General features: G+C 43.5%; 15 protein-coding genes. 14 read left to right on the plus strand and 1 reads right to left on the minus strand.

The genetic code is table 11. The features are described 5' to 3' along the window. Positions 1–65 precede the first annotated feature (65 nt). The 14 genes from purC (at position 66) to purB (ending at position 16,743) form a co-directional block, all read left to right on the plus strand. The gene (purC, locus tag EII37_RS06860; RefSeq protein ID WP_185695968.1) at positions 66–773 is read left to right on the plus strand and encodes a phosphoribosylaminoimidazolesuccinocarboxamide synthase; all 708 of its coding nucleotides are present in this window, start codon (positions 66–68) and stop codon (positions 771–773) included. A 180-nt stretch (positions 774–953) separates the two neighbouring features. Then, positions 954–4,679, plus strand: a complete 3,726-nt coding sequence (locus EII37_RS06870) for a phosphoribosylformylglycinamidine synthase (RefSeq protein ID WP_124788058.1) — start codon at positions 954–956, stop codon at positions 4,677–4,679. A gap of 92 nt (positions 4,680–4,771) precedes the next feature. Then, positions 4,772–6,214 carry an amidophosphoribosyltransferase gene (gene purF, locus EII37_RS06875; protein WP_000220645.1) on the plus strand — a complete coding sequence of 481 codons (1,443 nt, stop codon included), beginning with the start codon at positions 4,772–4,774 and terminating at the stop codon, positions 6,212–6,214. A 219-nt stretch (positions 6,215–6,433) separates the two neighbouring features. Continuing rightward, positions 6,434–7,453 (plus strand): phosphoribosylformylglycinamidine cyclo-ligase, encoded by a 1,020-nt coding sequence (gene purM, locus EII37_RS06880; protein ID WP_124788059.1) that lies wholly within the window; start codon positions 6,434–6,436, stop codon positions 7,451–7,453. Next, on the plus strand, positions 7,450–7,995 hold the full coding sequence (gene purN, locus EII37_RS06885; RefSeq protein ID WP_124788060.1) for a phosphoribosylglycinamide formyltransferase: 546 nt from the start codon (positions 7,450–7,452) through the stop codon (positions 7,993–7,995). Before purM ends, purN begins: the two co-directional genes overlap by 4 nt. 200 nt (positions 7,996–8,195) lie before the next feature. Next, positions 8,196–9,743: a bifunctional phosphoribosylaminoimidazolecarboxamide formyltransferase/IMP cyclohydrolase gene (gene purH / locus EII37_RS06890; RefSeq protein WP_124788061.1), complete on the plus strand. Its 1,548-nt coding sequence runs from the start codon at positions 8,196–8,198 to the stop codon at positions 9,741–9,743. A gap of 121 nt (positions 9,744–9,864) precedes the next feature. Beyond that, a complete protein-coding gene (purD, locus tag EII37_RS06895) occupies positions 9,865–11,130 on the plus strand; it encodes a phosphoribosylamine--glycine ligase (RefSeq protein ID WP_124788062.1) in 1,266 nt (421 codons plus the stop codon). 414 nt (positions 11,131–11,544) lie between these two features. Further along, on the plus strand, positions 11,545–12,036 hold the full coding sequence (gene purE / locus EII37_RS06905) for a 5-(carboxyamino)imidazole ribonucleotide mutase (RefSeq protein ID WP_000165788.1): 492 nt from the start codon (positions 11,545–11,547) through the stop codon (positions 12,034–12,036). Continuing rightward, positions 12,023–13,114 carry a 5-(carboxyamino)imidazole ribonucleotide synthase gene (gene purK, locus EII37_RS06910; protein ID WP_124788063.1) on the plus strand — a complete coding sequence of 364 codons (1,092 nt, stop codon included), beginning with the start codon at positions 12,023–12,025 and terminating at the stop codon, positions 13,112–13,114. Before purE ends, purK begins: the two co-directional genes overlap by 14 nt. A 9-nt stretch (positions 13,115–13,123) precedes the next feature. Further along, positions 13,124–13,801: a hypothetical protein gene (locus EII37_RS06915; RefSeq protein WP_049552323.1), complete on the plus strand. Its 678-nt coding sequence runs from the start codon at positions 13,124–13,126 to the stop codon at positions 13,799–13,801. 169 nt (positions 13,802–13,970) lie between these two features. Beyond that, positions 13,971–14,138 (plus strand): hypothetical protein, encoded by a 168-nt coding sequence (locus EII37_RS11115; RefSeq protein WP_164978943.1) that lies wholly within the window; start codon positions 13,971–13,973, stop codon positions 14,136–14,138. Positions 14,139–14,180: 42 nt separating this feature from the next. Further along, a complete protein-coding gene (locus EII37_RS11550; RefSeq protein ID WP_006149148.1) occupies positions 14,181–14,420 on the plus strand; it encodes a DUF6261 family protein in 240 nt (79 codons plus the stop codon). A 145-nt stretch (positions 14,421–14,565) separates the two neighbouring features. Next, a complete protein-coding gene (locus EII37_RS06920; RefSeq protein WP_223336345.1) occupies positions 14,566–15,432 on the plus strand; it encodes a hypothetical protein in 867 nt (288 codons plus the stop codon). A gap of 12 nt (positions 15,433–15,444) precedes the next feature. Beyond that, on the plus strand, positions 15,445–16,743 hold the full coding sequence (purB, locus tag EII37_RS06925) for an adenylosuccinate lyase (RefSeq protein WP_124788064.1): 1,299 nt from the start codon (positions 15,445–15,447) through the stop codon (positions 16,741–16,743). Between the two features lie 54 nt (positions 16,744–16,797). Here the strand turns inward: purB and EII37_RS06930 are convergent, their stop codons facing one another. Beyond that, a complete protein-coding gene (locus tag EII37_RS06930) occupies positions 16,798–21,195 on the minus strand; it encodes a G5 domain-containing protein (RefSeq protein WP_124788065.1) in 4,398 nt (1,465 codons plus the stop codon). Positions 21,196–21,485 lie beyond the last annotated feature (290 nt).

Below are 21,485 nucleotides of genomic sequence, written 5' to 3' on the forward strand. Positions count from 1 at the left end.
ATTCTTGTGTTTTTTGGTTTTTTATGGTAGAATGTGCTCAAGTAATACGAAAGGCGAACTTTAAAATGTCAAAACAATTGATCTATTCGGGAAAAGCTAAAGATATCTATACAACTGAGGATGAAAATCTTATTATTTCAACTTACAAGGACCAGGCGACTGCTTTCAATGGTGTCAAGAAGGAGCAGATTGCGGGCAAGGGAGTATTGAATAATCAGATTTCATCTTTTATTTTTGAGAAATTAAATGCGGCTGGTGTGGCGACTCACTTTGTGGAGAAACTTTCAGACACGGAACAACTCAATAAAAAGGTTAAGATTATTCCTCTGGAGGTCGTGCTTCGCAACTATACTGCTGGTTCCTTTTCAAAACGTTTTGGCGTAGACGAAGGTATCGCATTTGAGACTCCGATTGTCGAATTTTACTATAAAAATGATGATTTGGATGATCCATTTATCAATGACGAGCATGTGAAATTCCTAAAGATTGCGGATGACCAGCAAATCGCCTACTTGAAGGAAGAAACTCGTCGAATCAATGAACTCTTGAAAGCCTGGTTTGCTGAGATTGGTCTTAAGTTGATTGACTTTAAACTAGAGTTCGGTTTTGATAAGGATGGCAAGATTATCTTGGCAGACGAATTTTCACCAGATAACTGCCGCTTGTGGGATGCGGATGGCAACCACATGGACAAGGATGTTTTCCGTAGAGGATTGGGAGAACTAACCGACGTTTACGAGATTGTTTGGGAGAAATTGCAGGATTTGAAATAATCTGTTAGAAACGGAAAACCTTCGTCTTTCAGATGTAAGGACTCAGGCTGAAAAGGTCTCCCAGACCTTTACACTCCGTCGGGGGCTAGGTAAATTAACCGGCATCTACGAGATTGTCTGGGAAAAGTTGCAAGGTTATTTGGGAACATTGCAAGAGCTGAAATAAAGGAATAAGAATTGATGGATAAACGTATTTTTGTTGAAAAAAAGGCTGATTTTCAGGTCAAGTCAGAGAGTTTGGTTAGAGAACTCCAGCACAACTTGGGACTTTCAAGCTTGAAAAGTATTCGTATTGTGCAAGTGTATGATGTATTTGATTTGGCTGAGGACTTGTTTGCGCCTGCAGAGAAACACATCTTCTCTGAGCAGGTGACAGACCATGTTTTGGACGAAGTTGCTGTGCAGGCGGATCTGGCTAACTATGCTTTCTTTGCCATTGAAAGCCTACCTGGGCAATTTGACCAACGTGCAGCTTCGTCACAGGAAGCCTTGCTTTTGCTGGGAAGTTCGAGTGATGTAATAGTCAATACAGCCCAACTTTACTTGGTTAATAAAGATATTGATGCGGCTGAGTTAGAAGCGGTCAAAAACTACCTGCTTAATCCAGTTGATTCTCGTTTCAAGGATATCACGACAGGGATTGCCAAGCAGGAATTTTCTGAGTCAGATAAGACCATTCCGAAATTAACTTTCTTTGAAAGCTATACAGCAGAGGACTTTGCCCGCTACAAGGCCGAGCAGGGCATGGCAATGGAAGTGGATGATTTGCTCTTTATTCAAGACTACTTCAAGTCAATAGGGCGCGTGCCAACTGAGACGGAACTCAAGGTTTTGGATACTTACTGGTCTGACCACTGCCGTCACACGACTTTTGAGACAGAGTTGAAACACATTGATTTCTCCGCATCGAAATTCCAAAAACAATTGCAGTCAACCTATGATAAATATATCGCTATGCGCGATGAGTTGGGGCGTTCTGAAAAACCTCAAACCTTGATGGATATGGCGACTGTTTTCGGTCGTTATGAGCGTGCCAATGGACGTTTGGATGACATGGAAGTGTCAGACGAAATCAATGCTTGCTCAGTTGAAATTGAAGTGAATGTTGATGGTGTGAAAGAGCCATGGCTCCTAATGTTCAAGAATGAAACTCACAACCACCCAACGGAAATTGAGCCATTTGGTGGGGCGGCTACTTGTATCGGTGGTGCTATTCGTGACCCATTATCAGGTCGCTCATATGTTTACCAAGCTATGCGTATCTCAGGTGCTGGAGATATTACCGCACCGATTTCAGAAACTCGCGCTGGGAAATTGCCACAACAAGTCATTTCTAAAACAGCGGCCCATGGTTATTCTTCATACGGTAACCAGATTGGACTTGCAACAACCTACGTTCGTGAATACTTCCACCCAGGCTTTGTAGCTAAACGCATGGAGCTAGGTGCTGTTGTCGGAGCGGCTCCTAAGGGCAATGTTGTCCGTGAAAAACCGGAAGCTGGTGATGTCATTATCCTTCTTGGAGGTAAGACTGGACGTGATGGTGTCGGTGGTGCGACAGGTTCTTCTAAGGTTCAAACAGTTGAGTCCGTGGAAACTGCTGGAGCTGAAGTTCAAAAAGGGAATGCTATCGAAGAACGCAAGATTCAACGTCTGTTCCGTAATGGCGATGTCACTCGTCTTATCAAGAAGTCTAATGACTTTGGTGCTGGTGGTGTCTGTGTAGCCATCGGTGAATTGGCTGATGGACTTGAAATCGACCTTAACAAAGTGCCTCTTAAATACCAAGGCTTGAATGGTACCGAAATTGCCATCTCTGAATCTCAAGAACGGATGGCTGTGGTGGTTCGTCCTGAGGATGTAGATGCCTTCGTTGCGGAATGTAACAAAGAAAATATTGATGCTGTTGTGGTTGCGACAGTGACTGAAAAACCAAATCTAGTCATGCACTGGAATGGTGAAACAATTGTCGACTTGGAACGTCGTTTCCTTGATACCAATGGTGTGCGCGTGGTCGTCGATGCTAAGGTTGTGGATAAGGATGTCAAACTCCCAGAAGAGCGTACAACAAGCGTAGAAACACTTGAAGCTGATACACATACGGTTCTATCTGATTTGAACCATGCTAGTCAAAAAGGTTTGCAGACTATCTTTGATTGCTCTGTTGGTCGTTCAACGGTCAATCACCCACTTGGTGGTCGCTACCAACTCACACCAACTGAGGCATCTGTGCAGAAACTGCCAGTTCAACACGGTGTGACTCATACTGCGTCAGTCATGGCCCAAGGTTTCAACCCTTATGTAGCAGAATGGTCTCCATACCACGGCGCTGCTTATGCGGTCATCGAAGCAACTGCTCGTTTGGTTGCTACTGGTGCAAACTGGTCTAAGGCTCGCTTCTCTTACCAAGAGTATTTCGAGCGTATGGATAAACAAGCAGAGCGTTTTGGTCAGCCAGTAGCTGCTCTTCTAGGTTCTATCGAAGCTCAGATTCAGCTTGGCTTGCCATCTATCGGTGGGAAGGACTCTATGTCTGGTACCTTTGAAGAATTGACAGTACCGCCAACCTTGGTAGCCTTTGGTGTGACAACCGCAGATAGCCGTAAGGTGCTTTCGCCTGAATTCAAGACTGCTGGGGAAAACATTTACTATATCCCAGGTCAAGCTCTTGCTACAGAGATTGATTTTGACTTGATTAAGTCTAACTTTGCTCAGTTTGAAGACATCCAAGCTGCCCACAAAGTGACATCTGCATCAGCTGTCAAATATGGTGGTGTGGTTGAAAGTTTGGCACTTGCTACTTTTGGAAATCATATCGGTGCAGAAGTAACCTTGCCTGAACTTGAAACGGCTTTGACAGCTCAATTGGGTGGATTTGTCTTCACATCTCCTGAAGAAATTGCTGGAGTAGAGAAAATCGGTCAAACAAGTGCAGACTTTACACTGACTGTAAACGGTGTGAAGCTAGATGGACAGAAACTTGACAGTGCCTTCCAAGGAAAACTGGAAGAAGTTTACCCAACAGAGTTTGCCCAAGCCAAAGAACTGGCTGAAGTACCAGCTGTGGTATCAGATGTTGTGATTAAAACCAAAGAAAAGGTTGAAAAACCTGTGGTTTACATCCCAGTCTTCCCAGGAACTAACTCAGAATATGACTCAGCTAAGGCTTTCGAAAAAGAAGGAGCAGAGGTTAACTTGGTACCATTCGTGACCTTGAATGAAGAAGCCATTGTCAAGTCAGTTGAAACCATGGTTGACAACATTGGTAAGGCTAACATTCTCTTCTTTGCAGGTGGATTCTCAGCTGCGGATGAGCCAGATGGATCGGCTAAGTTTATCGTCAATATCCTTCTCAATGAAAAAGTGCGTGCGGCTATTGATAGCTTTATCGCTCGTGGTGGCTTGATTATCGGTATCTGTAATGGATTCCAGGCCTTGGTCAAATCAGGTCTTCTTCCATACGGAAACTTCGAGGATGCTAGTAGTACTAGTCCAACCCTCTTCTACAATGATGCCAACCAACACGTGGCCAAGATGGTGGAAACTCGTATTGCCAATACTAATTCACCATGGCTTGCTGGAGTGCAAGTGGGAGATATCCACGCTATTCCTGTTTCACACGGTGAAGGGAAGTTTGTCGTGACGGCTGAGGAATTTGCAGAGCTCCGTGACAATGGACAAATTTTCAGCCAATACGTTGACTTCGAAGGCAAACCTAGCATGGACTCTAAGTATAATCCGAACGGTTCTGTCCATGCCATCGAAGGAATTACCAGTAAGAACGGCCAAATCATCGGTAAGATGGGCCACTCAGAACGTTATGAGGAAGGTCTTTTCCAAAACATCCCAGGAAATAAAGACCAGCACCTGTTTGCGTCAGCGGTTAAATATTTCACTGGAAAATAAGACTTGCAGATTTTCTAATAGATAGTATCAGTAATGTAAAAGTCATGTAAATTTATCTCTTGACGATTGCAAATGAAAATTAGGTATAAAAAATGACATACGAAGTAAAATCTCTTAATGAAGAATGTGGTGTTTTCGGTATCTGGGGACATCCAGATGCTGCTAAATTGACCTATTTTGGTCTTCACAGCCTTCAGCACCGTGGTCAGGAGGGGGCAGGAATCCTCTCCAATGATCAGGGACAATTGAAGCGCCATCGTGACATGGGACTTTTATCAGAAGTCTTCAGAAATCCTGCTAATTTGGATAAATTGACAGGAACTGGTGCGATTGGTCACGTGCGTTATGCGACTGCTGGCGAAGCTTCTGTAGATAACATTCAGCCCTTCCTCTTCCGTTTTCACGATATGCAGTTTGGGTTGGCTCATAATGGAAACTTGACCAATGCGGCCTCTCTCAAGAAAGAATTGGAAGATAGAGGAGCGATTTTCAGCGCGACTTCGGACTCGGAAATATTGGCTCATCTCATTCGTCGCAGTCACAATCCGAACTTGATGGGAAAAATCAAGGAAGCGCTCAGTCTTGTCAAAGGTGGTTTTGCCTATATCTTGCTGTTTGAGGACAAGTTGATTGCGGCTCTTGACCCCAATGGTTTCCGTCCACTTTCTATCGGGAAAATGGCCAACGGAGCGGTGGTTGTTTCCTCTGAAACCTGTGCTTTTGAGGTTATTGGTGCTGAATGGATTCGTGATTTGAAGCCAGGTGAGATTGTGATTATTGATGACAAGGGCATCCAGTATGATAGCTATACAGATGATACTCAGTTAGCAATCTGTTCTATGGAGTATATCTATTTTGCCCGCCCTGATTCTAACATTCATGGTGTCAATGTCCATACGGCACGTAAACGTATGGGTGCCCAATTGGCGCGTGAATTCAAGCACGAGGCGGATATCGTGGTCGGTGTGCCCAATTCTTCCCTCAGCGCGGCTATGGGATTTGCGGAAGAATCAGGTTTACCAAACGAAATGGGCCTCATCAAGAACCAATACACCCAACGTACCTTTATCCAACCGACTCAAGAATTGCGGGAGCAAGGGGTGCGGATGAAACTGTCTGCAGTTTCTGGTGTTGTCAAAGGCAAGCGTGTTGTTATGATTGATGACTCTATTGTACGTGGAACAACTTCTCGTCGTATCGTTCAGCTCTTGAAAGAAGCGGGTGCAACTGAGGTTCACGTTGCTATTGGCAGTCCAGCGCTAGCTTATCCATGCTTCTATGGAATTGATATCCAGACCCGTCAGGAGCTAATTGCGGCTAATCATACGGTCGAAGAAACTCGCCAAATCATTGGGGCGGATAGCCTGACCTATCTTTCTGTTGAAGGATTGATTGAGTCGATTGGTATTGAAACGGATGCGCCAAATGGTGGTCTCTGTGTCGCTTATTTTGATGGTGATTACCCAACGCCTCTCTACGATTACGAAGAAGACTATCGTCGAAGTTTGGAAGAGAAGACTAGTTTTTACAAATAGTCGGATAAAGATTCTCTATTAAAGGAAAGGAAGAGGAGACAAAATGACAAATAAAAATGCTTATGCTTCACGTCTCACTACTGACTAAAAGCTAAAGCATTTGTCAGTAGACGCTTTGTCCTATAGGATCAAAGCTAGAGCCCTGACTAGTATTTTTAGATAAAATAATTGTTTATCTAAAAATACGTCGCAATCTTCTCAAAGAAAAGGAATAAATAAATGACAAAAAATGCTTATGCCCAGTCGGGTGTAGATGTTGAAGCGGGTTATGAAGTTGTTGAACGGATTAAAAAGCACGTGGCTCGTACGGAGCGTGCAGGTGTCATGGGAGCTCTTGGTGGCTTTGGTGGTATGTTTGACCTTTCAAAGACTGGGGTTAAAGAACCCGTCTTGATTTCAGGGACTGATGGTGTCGGAACTAAGCTCATGTTGGCTATCAAGTACGACAAGCACGATACCATTGGTCAGGACTGTGTGGCCATGTGTGTCAATGATATCATCGCTGCGGGTGCGGAACCCCTCTATTTCCTCGACTATGTGGCGACAGGCAAGAATGAACCAGCTAAGCTAGAGCAAGTCGTTGCTGGTGTGGCAGAAGGTTGTGTGCAGGCAGGCGCTGCCCTCATTGGTGGGGAAACGGCTGAAATGCCTGGCATGTACGGCGAAGATGACTATGACTTGGCTGGTTTTGCGGTCGGTGTGGCTGAAAAATCTCAAGTCATTGACGGTTCGAAGGTGGCAGAAGGAGATATTCTTCTCGGACTTGCTTCAAGTGGGATTCATTCCAATGGTTACTCTCTCGTCCGTCGTGTCTTTGCGGATTACACAGGTGAGGAAGTCCTTCCAGAATTGGAAGGCAAGCAACTCAAGGACGTTCTTCTTGAGCCAACTCGTATCTATGTCAAGGCTGTTTTGCCACTCATCAAGGAAGAGTTGGTCAACGGCATTGCCCACATCACTGGTGGTGGCTTTATCGAAAATGTCCCTCGTATGTTTGCAGATGACCTAGCTGCTGAGATTGATGAAAGCAAAGTTCCAGTGCTTCCAATTTTCAAAGCCCTTGAAAAATACGGTCAGATCAAACACGAAGAAATGTTTGAAATCTTCAATATGGGTGTGGGACTCATGTTGGCAGTTAGCCCTGAAAATGTAGGCCGTGTCAAGGAATTGTTGAATGAACCAGTTTATGAAATTGGTCGTATCGTCAAGAAAGAAAACGAAAGTGTCATCATCAAATGAAAAAAATAGCAGTTTTTGCCTCGGGTAATGGCTCAAATTTTCAGGTGATTGCCGAAGAATTTCCAGTGGAGTTTGTCTTTTCAGATCATCGTGATGCCTATGTGCTCGAACGTGCAGACAAGCTCGGCGTTCTGTCCTATGCTTTTGAACTCAAGGAGTTTGAGAGCAAGGCAGACTATGAAGCGGCCCTTGTCGAACTCTTGGAAGAACACCAGATTGACTTGGTTTGTCTAGCAGGATACATGAAAATCGTTGGGCCAACTTTATTGTCGGCTTATGAAGGTCGAATCATCAATATCCATCCAGCCTACCTGCCAGAATTTCCAGGAGCTCATGGGATTGAGGATGCTTGGAATGCTGGGGTGGATCAGTCTGGTGTGACCATTCACTGGGTGGATTCCGGTGTGGATACTGGAAAGGTTATCAAACAAGTTCGTGTACCACGACTAGCTGATGATACCATTGACAGTTTTGAAGCTCGGATTCATGAGGCAGAGTACAAGTTGTATCCGGAAGTTATTAGAGAATTGTTGGACAAGTAAATGAAAAAATGGTTGGAAACACTTGCCTTGATTACCTTGGTAATCATTCTACGTTTACTAGTAAATTTTTTCTTCCCAGAGATTCCCTATTGGGGGAGATTTTTACTGACAGTAATTTTGGGAGTCTTGGTAATCGTCTCCCTACACTTTATGAATCGAAAAATGCGTAGGTAGAGAGTTTGAAAATGAAAGGAAAAAAGATGACTAAACGCGCTTTAATCAGCGTCTCAGATAAAGCGGGCATTGTTGAATTTGCCCAAGAACTTAAAAAACTTGGTTGGGAGATTATCTCGACAGGTGGGACCAAGGTTGCCCTTGATAATGCTGGGGTGAAGACCATTGCCATCGATGATGTGACTGGTTTTCCAGAGATGATGGATGGCCGTGTCAAGACCCTTCATCCAAATATCCACGGGGGACTTTTGGCTCGTCGTGACTTGGATAGTCACTTGGAAGCAGCCAAAGACAATCAAATCGAGCTCATTGACCTTGTAGTGGTTAATCTTTACCCATTCAAGGAAACCATCCTCAAACCAGATGTGACTTATGCTGATGCAGTTGAAAACATCGATATCGGCGGGCCATCCATGCTTCGTTCAGCAGCGAAGAACCATGCTAGCGTAACAGTTGTGGTAGATCCAGCTGACTATGCTGTGGTTCTTGACGAATTGTCAGCAAACGGCGAAACGACTTACGAAACGCGTCAACGTTTGGCAGCCAAAGTATTTCGTCACACAGCGGCTTATGACGCCTTGATTGCAGAGTATTTCACAGCTCAAGTGGGCGAAAGCAAACCTGAAAAGCTTACTTTGACCTATGACCTCAAGCAGGCTATGCGCTATGGGGAAAATCCTCAACAGGATGCAGATTTCTACCAAAAAGCCTTGCCGACTGACTACTCGATTGCATCCGCTAAACAGCTCAACGGGAAAGAATTGTCATTCAACAATATTCGTGACGCTGATGCTGCTATCCGTATCATCCGTGATTTCAAAGACCGTTCAACCGTTGTGGCTCTTAAACACATGAACCCATGTGGAATCGGTCAGGCTGATGACATCGAGACTGCTTGGGATTATGCTTATGAGTCTGACCCAGTGTCTATCTTTGGTGGAATTGTCGTCCTCAACCGTGAGGTAGATGCTGCGACAGCTGAGAAGATGCACGGCGTTTTCCTTGAAATCATCATCGCGCCAAGTTATACGGATGAAGCACTAGCCATTTTGACTAACAAAAAGAAAAACTTGCGGATCCTCGCCTTGCCATTTGACGCTCAAGATGCTAGCGAAGTGGAAGCAGAATATACAGGTGTAGTAGGTGGACTCCTGGTGCAAAACCAAGATGTGATCAAAGAAAGCCCAGCTGACTGGCAAGTGGTGACCAAACGCCAGCCAACTGAGACAGAGGCGACTGCCCTTGAGTTCGCTTGGAAGGCTATCAAGTATGTCAAATCAAATGGTATCATCGTGACCAATGACCACATGACACTTGGCGTTGGCCCAGGTCAAACCAACCGTGTGGGCTCCGTTCGTATTGCCATCGACCAAGCTAAAGACCGTCTTGACGGCGCTGTGCTTGCTTCCGATGCCTTCTTCCCATTTGCAGATAACGTGGAAGAAATCGCCAAAGCAGGTATCAAGGCCATCATCCAGCCAGGTGGATCGGTCCGTGACCAAGAATCTATCGAAGCTGCTGACAAATATGGCATGACCATGGTCTTCACAGGCGTGAGACATTTTAGACATTAAGAAGGTAAAAGGGAAGAAAACAGTTTCTTTCCTTTTTTGCTTAAAAATGCTTAATAAAACAAGATTAAAACGAACGTTTGTGTTATAATATTAGTAAATAATTCGCAAAAGAGGTTGGAAAATGAAACTGCTTGTTGTCGGTTCGGGTGGTCGTGAGCATGCGATTGCTAAAAAGTTACTTGAATCAAAAGACGTTGAAAAAGTCTTTGTAGCTCCTGGGAATGACGGTATGACTCTGGATGGGTTGGAATTGGTAGATATCTCTATTTCCGAACATTCTAAATTGATTGAGTTTGCAAAAGACAACGATATCGCTTGGTCCTTTATCGGGCCAGATGACGCCCTTGCGGCTGGGATTGTGGATGATTTTAACCAGGTAGGCCTCAAGGCTTTTGGTCCGACAAGATTAGCAGCGGAGCTAGAGTGGTCTAAGGATTTTGCCAAGGAAATCATGGTCAAATACGGCGTTCCGACAGCGGCCTATGGCACATTCTCAGATTTCGAGGAAGCCAAGGCCTATATCGAAAAGCAGGGGGCTCCTATCGTGGTCAAGGCGGATGGTTTGGCCCTTGGGAAGGGTGTCGTAGTTGCGGAGACGGTTGAGCAAGCAGTCGAAGCAGCTCACGAGATGCTTTTGGATAATAAATTTGGTGATTCAGGTGCGCGCGTGGTTATTGAGGAATTCCTTGAAGGAGAGGAATTTTCACTCTTTGCCTTTGTCAATGGGGATAAGTTCTACATTATGCCAACGGCTCAGGATCACAAACGTGCCTATGATGGCGACAAGGGCCCTAACACGGGAGGGATGGGTTCCTATGCGCCAGTTCCACACTTGCCACAGAGTGTAATTGATACAGCGGTTGATACCATTGTCAAGCCAGTCCTAGAAGGTATGATTCAAGAAGGTCGTCCGTATCTTGGTATCCTTTATGCGGGTCTTATCTTGACAGCTGATGGACCCAAAGTCATCGAGTTCAACGCTCGTTTTGGAGATCCAGAAACACAAATTATCTTGCCTCGTTTGACATCTGATTTTGCGCAAAATATCACGGATATTCTCGATGGTAAGGATCCGAAGATCACGTGGACGGACAAGGGTGTGACTCTGGGTGTGGTTGTCGCGTCCAATGGTTACCCGCTAGACTATGAAAAAGGTGTCAAGTTGCCAGCCAAGACCGAAGACGACATCATCACCTACTACGCAGGGGCTAAGTTTGCTGAAAATAGCAGAGCATTGCTATCAAATGGCGGACGTGTCTATATGCTAGTTACCACAGCAGATACCGTCAAAGAAGCCCAAGAAACCATCTACCAAGAACTATCGCAACAAAAAACAGAAGGCCTCTTCTACCGAACAGATATCGGAAGCAAGGCCATAAAAGATTAACAGACACAAAAATTGTCATGGTGAGCGAAAGCGAGCCACTATAGAATAATCGTCGCAGTAGTGGAACTCCTAGTAACTTTGATACTAGGAGCGGAAAACTGGAGACCTAGGCTCCAGTTTTAGTAATGGAACGCCACAAGCGTTCGCTTACGTCCGCACTACATTAGACGATTATTTAAAAGAAAAATAAAAATTCACAAAATACGCTAATGGTTGCATAACTTGCGAGCATTAGCGAGCTAATATTAGAGCAATCACCGCCGTTGTGAAAGAAGGCTTGGATTTATTAGTCAAGCCTTCAGGGAAATCGGAAGACCTGGGGCTTACGATTTAGGTATGAGACACCTTTGGTGGCTGCTGCCGTCCCTCACAACTTAAGGTGATTGAAAAAAGAAAGGAAAGAAAAGGAATATTATGACTAAACCAGTAATTTCCATCATCATGGGCTCAAAATCCGACTGGGCAACCATGCAAAAAACCGCCGAAGTCCTAGACCGTTTCGGTGTGGCCTACGAAAAGAAGGTTGTCTCTGCCCACCGTACACCAGACCTCATGTTCAGACATGCTGAAGAAGCTCGTAGCCGTGGCATCAAGGTCATCATCGCGGGAGCAGGTGGCGCAGCCCATTTGCCAGGAATGGTCGCAGCCAAAACAACCCTTCCTGTCATCGGTGTACCTGTCAAATCGCGTGCTCTTAGTGGCGTGGACTCACTCTACTCTATCGTACAGATGCCAGGTGGTGTGCCTGTTGCGACGATGGCAATCGGTGAAGCAGGAGCGACAAATGCGGCCCTCTTTGCCCTCCGTCTCCTTTCAGTAGAGGACCAGGCTATTGCTACAGCATTAGCAGATTTCGCAGAAGAGCAAGGAAAAATCGCAGAGGAGTCTACCAATGAGCTCATCTAAAACAATCGGAATTATCGGTGGCGGTCAGCTGGGGCAGATGATGGCCATTTCTGCTATCTACATGGGGCACAAGGTCATCGCGCTGGATCCTGCGGCTGATTGCCCGGCCTCTCGCGTGGCGGAGATCATCGTGGCTCCTTATAACGATGTGGACGCTCTCCGTCAGTTGGCGGAGCGTTGCGATGTCCTCACTTATGAATTTGAAAATGTCGACGCTGACGGTTTGGATGCCGTTATCAAGGGTGGACAACTCCCTCAAGGAACAGACCTGCTCCGCATTTCTCAAAATCGTATCTTTGAAAAGGATTTTTTGTCAAATAAGGCTCAAGTCACTGTTGCCCCCTACAAGGTTGTGACTTCAAGCCAAGACTTGGCTGATATCGACCTATCGAAAAATTATGTCCTCAAGACTGCGACTGGTGGTTACGATGGGCATGGACAAAAAGTCATTCGCTCGGAAGCAGACTTGGAAGAAGCTCGTGCACTAGCCGACTCAGCAGACTGCGTCTTAGAAGAATTCGTTAACTTTGACCTTGAGATTTCTGTCATCGTGTCTGGTAATGGCAAGGACGTGACAGTTTTTCCGGTTCAGGAAAATATCCATCGCAACAATATCCTGTCCAAGACCATCGTGCCAGCCCGCATTTCGGCTAGTCTGGCTGAAAAAGCAAAAACCATGGCAGTGCGAATTGCAGAACAACTTAACTTATCTGGAACGCTTTGCGTGGAAATGTTTGCGACGGCTGACGACATCATCGTCAATGAGATTGCCCCGCGTCCACACAACTCAGGCCACTACTCAATCGAAGCCTGCGACTTCTCCCAGTTTGATACCCATATCTTGGGTGTTCTAGGAGCACAATTGCCAGCCATCAAACTACATGCGCCAGCTGTCATGCTCAATGTCCTCGGCCAGCACGTTGAGGCGGCCGAAAAATATGTCACAAAAAATCCAAGCGCCCACCTCCACATGTATGGTAAAATAGAAGCGAAGCACAACCGCAAAATGGGACATGTGACTTTGTTTAGTGATGTGCCGGATAAGGTTGAGGAGTTTGGGGAAGGGATGGATTTTTAGAGGAGAGGTATGCCATTAAAGTATTTTGAGATCAAAAACTTATTAAGAAGCCAGATAGGTTTAGTTGACTCCCTTACGGGAAAAGTTATGAAGTATGTATTATTGTATGGGATTTTATATGCGCTTTTTCTAATTGGTAGAGCTCAAGATCCAGATTCCTCAGGGGGACTTGTTGCTTTATTATTAATTATGGGAGTGCTTTATAGATTTAATTTTCTTTTTGAGAAAATTAATATTAAAAATTTAACGATAGCTTTTAGAAAAGGATATTTTTTAAATGACGAACATACGGAAATGTTAATTTCTGATATAGAATTATCGTTGAAAAAAATAAATAGTTTTGCAAATTGGAGTTGTGGTATTTTAGCAACTATTTCAATATTTGTGACTACAACCTATCTTAATTTTTTTAAAGATTCTATTCCTAAAGAAGAACTTTCAAAACTGTTAATTGATGAAAATGCTGGTTTGCAAAATGACTTGGTTGTTTTTTTAGCATTGTTGATGTTTCTGATAATTTTAGGATTACTAGGTTATTATCTTGCTGTTCAAGCCTTTACTTACGATATGCGATTTGTAAATACTATTTTAAAAAGCAGCCTTTACATTGATGAAGATGACATAATCATAGGTGGATTTTGGAAGAAGCTTGCGCACAGTTTAGATCATTTTATTTCGGGATTTTGATAAGTAGACGATATGAAAGGTGATCAATTGCTTCCTCCTCCCCATTCCCTCCCCGTCAGAATCAGACCGCTGAAACTTCCCGACGATGTGTTTCTGTTTGCGGGAAACCTTTGGGATTTTCTCCCATATCATTTATGAAAATAATATTTTTAAAAAAAGGAGACGATAGATGAATTTGAAAACTTATGGGATTGAATCTCTGGCGACAGAGAAGTTGAAAACCGATGAGTTTTCGCAGTTGACAGCTGACACGGTTTCAGCTTTGATAACTTTTGCCAAGGAGCACAAGCAGGAGCACTTGCTCACGACTCACGCTAGCCGTCTGGAAACGGCTTAGGCTAATTATCAGAGCGCGCCAAAGGGCAAAGCAGCATCGGCTGTGGTCAAGGACTTGGACGAGGTCGACCAAAAGCGTGACAATGCCTACCAAACGCTGGTCAATTTTGTAAAAGCCTACGCTCATGTTGACGGACAGGCGGTGGAGGCAGCCTACACCAAGCTGCGCAAAGCAAATTCGTTGCGGTTTATAAAGCCCGCCTCAGCGAGCAAGCCAATACAAGATTGGCCAAAGCAAGCAACAAAAACAAACCCTGCAAGCCGCTTACGACTACATCATTGACCTAGTCGCCGTCCTATCCCACGGCCAACCCGAACACTAAGACTACCAAAATCTCAAAGCCCAACTCAACACCATCAGGAAGAGATATAGGGCTAGTGGGAAGAAGAAAGTTACAAAACCAGAGGGTGAGAGTTGAGGAGGAAGTTTGAAAAAAGTAATTTACTTAATTACAGCCGTAATTACACTTTTATTAATAATATTGAGCTGTTCTTATTGGAATAGCATTGTTAATAACTTTGAAACTAAACCAGGTGATTACCTTATCCAATTACTGTGTATGTTGATTCCTGTATTAATATCATTATTTCTTTTTCATGTCGAGAGTTTGGAAAGGAAAGACGATCTGATTTTGCAAGAGCAACGTTTAGATAAACAAGAAGAAAATCAGAAACAAATGCAAGAAACTTTTGTAGAAATTACAAACATTTTAGATGCACAGAATACAAAACAAGAAAAGATGGGGGAATCTCTAGAAAAAACAGCGCTTGAGTTAAGACGAATAAGATTACCGAAGGGATTAGAATTTTTATATGAAAATATTGATCGTATTGAGGAATATATTCAGAGTGACTCAAGGGTTCAAAACACAATGAATGTCGTTGCTAGACATTATGCTATGGGAGAATTGCTAGAAAAGTGGAGGGAAATAGAGCTTGAGGAAGTTCCGCTAAAAATTAGAAGAGAGTTTGGAAACGCAAGATACTTTTTTGAAGATTATTCAAAATTACTATTTATTTCATATAATTTTTTGGTATCTCAAGAGAAAGATTTAGAAAAGAAAAATATTTTTGCTATTGGTTTTAATGCTTCAATTAGAATTGTAGACATGATTGCGATGGCATCAGAAAAATTAAATAGTCTACCTGATGAGAATCGGAAAGATATCAGTAAGGAAGATAGTCAATTACTATCTATTTATTATAACGATAGTAAAGAAAAAACTGTTGAAGCACTTGAAAAAAGAATTGAAAATTTTCATTCTAACCTGTTCAAGATGAAAGAAATGCTTTAAAGGAGAAACAACATGATCAACCGTTACTCTCGCCCTGAGATGGCGAACATTTGGAGTGAAGAAAATAAATACCGTGCTTGGCTTGAGGTGGAAATCTTGGCTGACGAGGCATGGGCTGAGTTGGGTGAAATCCCTAAGGAAGATGTGGCTTTGATTCGCGAGAAGGCGGACTTTGACATCGACCGTATTTTAGAGATTGAGCAGGAGACTCGCCACGATGTGGTGGCTTTCACGCGTGCGGTTTCTGAGACTCTTGGTGAAGAGCGCAAGTGGGTCCACTATGGCTTGACTTCTACCGACGTGGTGGATACTGCCTATGGTTACCTCTACAAGCAGGCCAACGACATCATCCGTCGTGACCTTGAAAACTTCACCAACATCATCGCTGATAAGGCTAAGGAGCACAAGTTTACCATCATGATGGGTCGTACCCACGGGGTACACGCTGAGCCTACAACTTTTGGTCTTAAATTGGCGACTTGGTACAGCGAAATGAAGCGCAACATCGAACGTTTCGAGCATGCGGCTGCTGGAGTGGAAGCTGGTAAGATTTCTGGTGCGGTTGGAAACTTCGCCAACATCCCACCATTCGTAGAGCAATATGTCTGCGACAAATTGGGTATCCGTGCTCAAGAAATCTCTACACAGGTGCTTCCTCGTGACCTTCATGCTGAGTACTTTGCAGTACTTGCAAGTATCGCGACTTCTATCGAACGTATGGCGACGGAGATTCGTGGTTTGCAAAAATCAGAACAACGCGAAGTGGAAGAATTCTTTGCTAAAGGGCAAAAAGGTTCATCTGCTATGCCTCACAAACGCAATCCTATCGGTTCTGAGAACATGACAGGTCTTGCGCGTGTTATTCGTGGTCACATGATTACAGCCTATGAAAACGTGGCTCTCTGGCATGAACGAGATATTTCCCATTCATCAGCTGAGCGCATCATCACACCAGATACGACCATCTTGATTGACTACATGCTCAACCGTTTCGGAAACATCGTTAAGAACTTGACAGTCTTCCCAGAAAATATGATCCGCAACATGAACTCGACATTTGGTTTGATTTTCAGCCAACGCGCTATGTTGACCTTGATTGAAAAAGGCATGACCCGTGAGCAAGCCTATGACTTGGTACAACCAAAAACAGCCTACTCTTGGGACAATCAAGTAGACTTTAAACCACTTCTTGAAGCAGATCCAGAAGTGACATCACGCCTGACTCAAGAGGAAATCGACGAAATCTTCAACCCTCTTTATTACACTAAACGAGTGGATGATATCTTTGAACGTCTTGGACTGGGTAATTGATTAAAAAATAAACAGCGAGTTTCAATCTCGCTGTTTATTTTTTATCTAAAAGACTTAGTCTTCTTTTCTTTTAGTGAGTCCATAGGCTGCTAGTGTGGCCATGAGTCCTGCGACTACTAGTCCTGCAGAATCGTGACTTCCTGTTTCAGGAAGTTTTTTCTCTGTTGTCACAGGAGCTGGACCTTGAGGAAGAGCTTTACTTTCCTCAGCAGGAGCAGTTGATGGAGCTGGTTGGCTTGGGATTTCTAGTTTTGGTTTTTCTTCAGCAATAGCGGCTTGTCCGTTTTCATCGCCTAAATGTGTTACCATAGTTCCGACTTCGACTATTTGTGTAACGGTTTCCTGTGCTACGACACTATTTACAAGAGTTTTCACTTCTTTACCATCGGCAGAAGTGCTCACAGAGTAGAAGTTGCTACGACGCCCGTTGACACCTTTAGTAATGACTTGTGTTTTTCCTTTGAGCAAGAGTGGATTTTCACGAGTCACTGTGGTAAATGGAATTTCTGCTTCTTGGATATCCAGTCTAGGTTTTGTTTCTGCAACTGGAGCAAGATCATGTTCATCGCCTACATGTGTTACTATAGTTCCGACTTCCACAATTTGAGTAACGGCTTCCTGTGCTACGACACTACTTACAAGAGTTTTCACTTCCTTGCCATCGACAGTGCTTACAGAGTAGAAGTTGCTACGATGTCCATTGACGCCCTTAGTAATGACTTGAGTTTTTCCTTTGAGTAAGAGTGGATTTTCACGAGTCACTGTGGTAAATGGAATTTCTTCCTCTTGGACATCTAGTCTAGGTTTTACCTCAGTAGTTGGTGCAAGACCACTTTCATCACCCTTTTGAGTTACAAGGGTTCCGACTTCCACAATTTGAGTAACGGCTTCCTGTGCTACGACACTATTTACAAGGGTTTTCACTTCCTTGCCCTCAACAGTGCTCACAGAGTAGAAGTTGCTACGACGCCCGTTGACACCTTTAGTAATGACTTGTGTTTTTCCTTTGAGCAAGCGTGGATTTTCACGAGTCACTGTGGTAAATGGAATTTCTTCCTCTTGAGCATCTAGTCTAGGTTTTACCTCAGTAGTTGGTGCAAGACCACTTTCATCACCCTTGTGAGTTACAGGAGTACCGACTTCAACAACTTGGTTCACAGCTTCTTTGGTTACCTGGCTATCAAGGACTGTTTCTGTTGTTTTTCCATTTTCAGTAAGGACAGAGATGTAATGAGTTCGTTCACCTTTGACTCCTGCTGTAATAATGTTTTCTTGACCAGCTGGGAGGTTAGGATTTTCTTTCTTGATAACTTCAAATGGGATTTCTTCAGTTCTTGTGATGAGTTCTGATCTGGTTTCAACATTGGCAGCCACTTCATTTTCATCCAGGCTTCCTGAGTGAGTTGCAGCTGGTTTGAGACCTAAGCGAGCGACTTTTAGTTTGGCTACAAGTGTGTCAAGCTCAGCTTGTTTATTACGATTGAGGTTGTAATTTAGAGCTGTTTTAGCTGCACTTAGGGCATCCAAGCTTTCCTTGCTGTATCCTTCTAAGTTTTCAGGAATTTGTGCGATTTCTTCGCGGAGAGCATTATAATTAGCACGGAAGTAGTCTTTGTTGTGGTCTGCAAAGGCAGTCATAAGTTCAAAGATTTCCTCTTCCTTGTACTCAGCGCTTGGTTTATCTGCCCAGATAGCAAGCATACTTCCAACTGTTGGAAGGTCTACTTCAGGATATTTGGTAGAAGCTAGTTGATTGAATGGAACTTTACCAGAATTTTCAACTGCTTTTGAAAGAGGGTAAGCTTCATCTTGTTTGTGATTGCCTATAACATAGTACCAGTCTCCGTTGGTATTCAAGAACTTATAACCCTTGCTTGCTAGGTATTGAGGTGATGCGAGGTTGTAACCCCACCAGCCTTTAGACCAGTAAGAAATCAAGACATCTTTGTCAAACTGAACATCGTCCTTGTCCTCATAGTAGAAGCCATCGTTGAAGGCCATTGGTTGAAGCCCTCTTTCTTTGGCCATAGCTGCGAGGGTGTTGGCATATTCGGCAAACTTGCCATAGAGTTGATACCATTTGAGGTAGTACCAGCCTTGGGCACTAGTCGCATCGTTGGCGTATTCGTCAGTACCAAAGTTGAAAATCTTTGTTTTACCTGCAAAGAAGTCCATGTATTTACCGATGAGGGCTTTTACAAAGTTCATCGCTTCTTCGTTTCTCAAGTCCATAGTTGTTTTGGAGACTTTGTCAAAGTGGGCTTGAGGATTTTTAATGCCTAATTTTTCCATGGCAACGAGCATAGCATCCATGTGACCTGGACTGTTAATAGCTGGGATGAGACCGATGCCCTTAGATTTAGCGTATTCAATTAGTTCTGTCACTTCTGCCTGTGTAAGTGCAGTCCCGTTTGGATCATCGTAGTAAGCTTTTGTTCCTTGGATGATGGCATTTTTAACATCATCACTTGCATAGCTTTTTCCGTTGGCCGTAATGGTCATATCATCGAGTAGGAAGCGAAGGCCATCATTTCCTAGAAGGAGATGAACATCAGAATATCCGAGCTCACTGGCCTTATCTACGATGCGTTTGAGCTGATTAAGAGTAAAGTATTTGCGTCCAGCATCGATTGAAATCACCTTGTTTTTGACAAGTTTTTCAACTTCACGTTTAGCATCTTCTTCTTTTTGAGCTTCTGGTGTGAAGGTCAAATTGCTGACTGCTTCTTGAAGTTTTGCAATAGCTTGGTCAATCGTGTCTTGTTGGGCACGACTGAGGTTGCTATCAAGTGAACGGATGACTTTTGCCGCTTCGTTAACTGCTGCGACGCTTTCTGCAGTATAACGGTTAAGGTCTTTTGGTACCTCGTTAAGTGCTTGTTCTGCAGACTCATAATCAGCTGCGAAGTATTCAGCATTAGAATTTGTGAATTGCCGCATGAGTTTGAAGAGGCGTGACGGTGAATAACGTGCAGATGGAGTGTCAGCCCAAGCAGCTACCATACCACCGATGAATGGAATAGTTGCTCCGTCGGATTTTGGTACCGAAGTGATTGGAGTGTTCTTGATACCGTTTAATCCTTGATCAAGGTTGTACCAACCTTGGCCATCTGCATTTCGCCCAAGAACATAGTACCAAGCGTCGTTAGTGTTTAGAATTTGGTGACCTTTTTCTACTAGAAGTTTAGAAGAAGCGACGTCGTAACCTCCCCAACCACCAGTCCACATTGAAACGATGATATCTTTGTCAAAAGTTCCGAAGCTAGTATCACTATTGTAGTAAATACCATCATTGAAGGCCATTGGTTTGAGACCGTGCGATTTTACAATACGAGCTAGGTCATTGGCGTAGGCAATAAATTTTTCATATCCTTTGACAGGGTAGCCTTCGTTTGGATAGTATTTATCAGCTTGAAGAACGCTCCAACCTTTAGCGTTTGTTGCGTCATTGGCATATTCATCAAGTCCGATGTTGAAGATCTCAGTCTTTTTCGCGAAATAAGCAGCATACTTGTCGATAAGGGCTTTTGTAAAAGCGACTGCCTGTTCGTTGTCAAGATCTACAGTACGAGCTGATTCCTTCCCAAAATAGTTAAAGTTAGGGTTTTGGATTCCCAATTCTTTCATGGCATTGAGAATCGCATCCATGTGACCAGGACTATTTACTGTCGGAATGAGACCGATGCCTTTATCTTTGGCATAGTTAATTAGATCTGTCATTTGACTTTCTGTTAAGTGATTGCCGTTTGGATCGTTGTAATAATCATTTGTACCTTTTTCAATGGCACGTTTGACATCGTCACTCGCATAGGTCTTGCCGTTAGCTGTGATGCTCATATCGTCCAACATGAAGCGGAGCCCATCATTTCCAACTAATAGGTGTAAATCAGTGTAGCCATAATGTTTCGCTTTATCGATGATTTCCTTGAGCTGTTCTGGTGAGAAATATTTACGTCCAGCATCAATAGAAACAATTTTCTTTTTCGCTAGCTTTTCATTAGTTTGAGTGGCACGTTCAGTAGTCGGAGCGAGTACAGCAGGAGTAGCAGGCTCGTTTTTCTTCTCAGCATTGGCACTATCTGCACTTTTTTTCACTTGAGTTGTGTTTTCTGATTCCGTAGTAGGAGCTGGGCTGGTATGTTCTGTTACTACTGGTGTTACCACATTGTCTGTTTTTGGAACAACTGTGTTAACAGTATCTTTTTCAGTTTTAACTTCCTCTTTTATAGTTTTATCAGCTTGTTTTACAAGTTTTTCTTCTTTATCTTGAATTGGTGCTTCTGATGCTTGTGGGCTATCCGGCACAGCTTGCAAAGTTTCAGTAGCTTTTGGTGCTGGTGTGAGTCCATCTGCAGATACGACTTGCGCACTGAAGGTAAATCCTATCAGTACAGAAGCTGTTCCGACTGCATACTTGCGAATCGAGAAACGCTGTTTCTTGTCTAGTTTCATGATAAAACCTCCTTGATACAACTATTTTGATAACGTTTACATAAAACCAATTTAATTTTATTATCTATATAGTAAAAAGTCAAGTAAATTTATATAATAACTATAACAAACGGAGTAAATCATAAGATTTTGGAAATAACAACTTATATAAGAAGGTAAAATTAAGGAAAAATCAGTGATTTTTAACTTGTTTTTAGTAAAAGTGCTACAAATAAATATATTTAATAGCGTTTTCATATTCGCTTTTTCGTGCTATAATATATATAGAAAAAGCCTGAGCAAGGCTCAAG

The sequence above is a fragment of the Streptococcus sp. OH4692_COT-348 genome, from assembly GCF_003859975.1.
Taxonomy (GTDB): domain Bacteria; phylum Bacillota; class Bacilli; order Lactobacillales; family Streptococcaceae; genus Streptococcus.

What these genes read in the sequence shown, in the direction of transcription:
- purC (WP_185695968.1), top strand. Translation starts at nt 66, where the DNA reads ATGTCAAAACAATTGATCTATTCGGGAAAAGCTAAAGATATCTATACA.
- EII37_RS06870 (WP_124788058.1), top strand. Translation starts at nt 954, where the DNA reads ATGGATAAACGTATTTTTGTTGAAAAAAAGGCTGATTTTCAGGTCAAG.
- purF (WP_000220645.1), top strand. Translation starts at nt 4,772, where the DNA reads ATGACATACGAAGTAAAATCTCTTAATGAAGAATGTGGTGTTTTCGGT.
- purM (WP_124788059.1), top strand. Translation starts at nt 6,434, where the DNA reads ATGACAAAAAATGCTTATGCCCAGTCGGGTGTAGATGTTGAAGCGGGT.
- purN (WP_124788060.1), top strand. Translation starts at nt 7,450, where the DNA reads ATGAAAAAAATAGCAGTTTTTGCCTCGGGTAATGGCTCAAATTTTCAG.
- purH (WP_124788061.1), top strand. Translation starts at nt 8,196, where the DNA reads ATGACTAAACGCGCTTTAATCAGCGTCTCAGATAAAGCGGGCATTGTT.
- purD (WP_124788062.1), top strand. Translation starts at nt 9,865, where the DNA reads ATGAAACTGCTTGTTGTCGGTTCGGGTGGTCGTGAGCATGCGATTGCT.
- purE (WP_000165788.1), top strand. Translation starts at nt 11,545, where the DNA reads ATGACTAAACCAGTAATTTCCATCATCATGGGCTCAAAATCCGACTGG.
- purK (WP_124788063.1), top strand. Translation starts at nt 12,023, where the DNA reads ATGAGCTCATCTAAAACAATCGGAATTATCGGTGGCGGTCAGCTGGGG.
- EII37_RS06915 (WP_049552323.1), top strand. Translation starts at nt 13,124, where the DNA reads ATGCCATTAAAGTATTTTGAGATCAAAAACTTATTAAGAAGCCAGATA.
- EII37_RS11115 (WP_164978943.1), top strand. Translation starts at nt 13,971, where the DNA reads ATGAATTTGAAAACTTATGGGATTGAATCTCTGGCGACAGAGAAGTTG.
- purB (WP_124788064.1), top strand. Translation starts at nt 15,445, where the DNA reads ATGATCAACCGTTACTCTCGCCCTGAGATGGCGAACATTTGGAGTGAA.
- EII37_RS06930 (WP_124788065.1), bottom strand. Translation starts at nt 21,195, where the DNA reads ATGAAACTAGACAAGAAACAGCGTTTCTCGATTCGCAAGTATGCAGTC.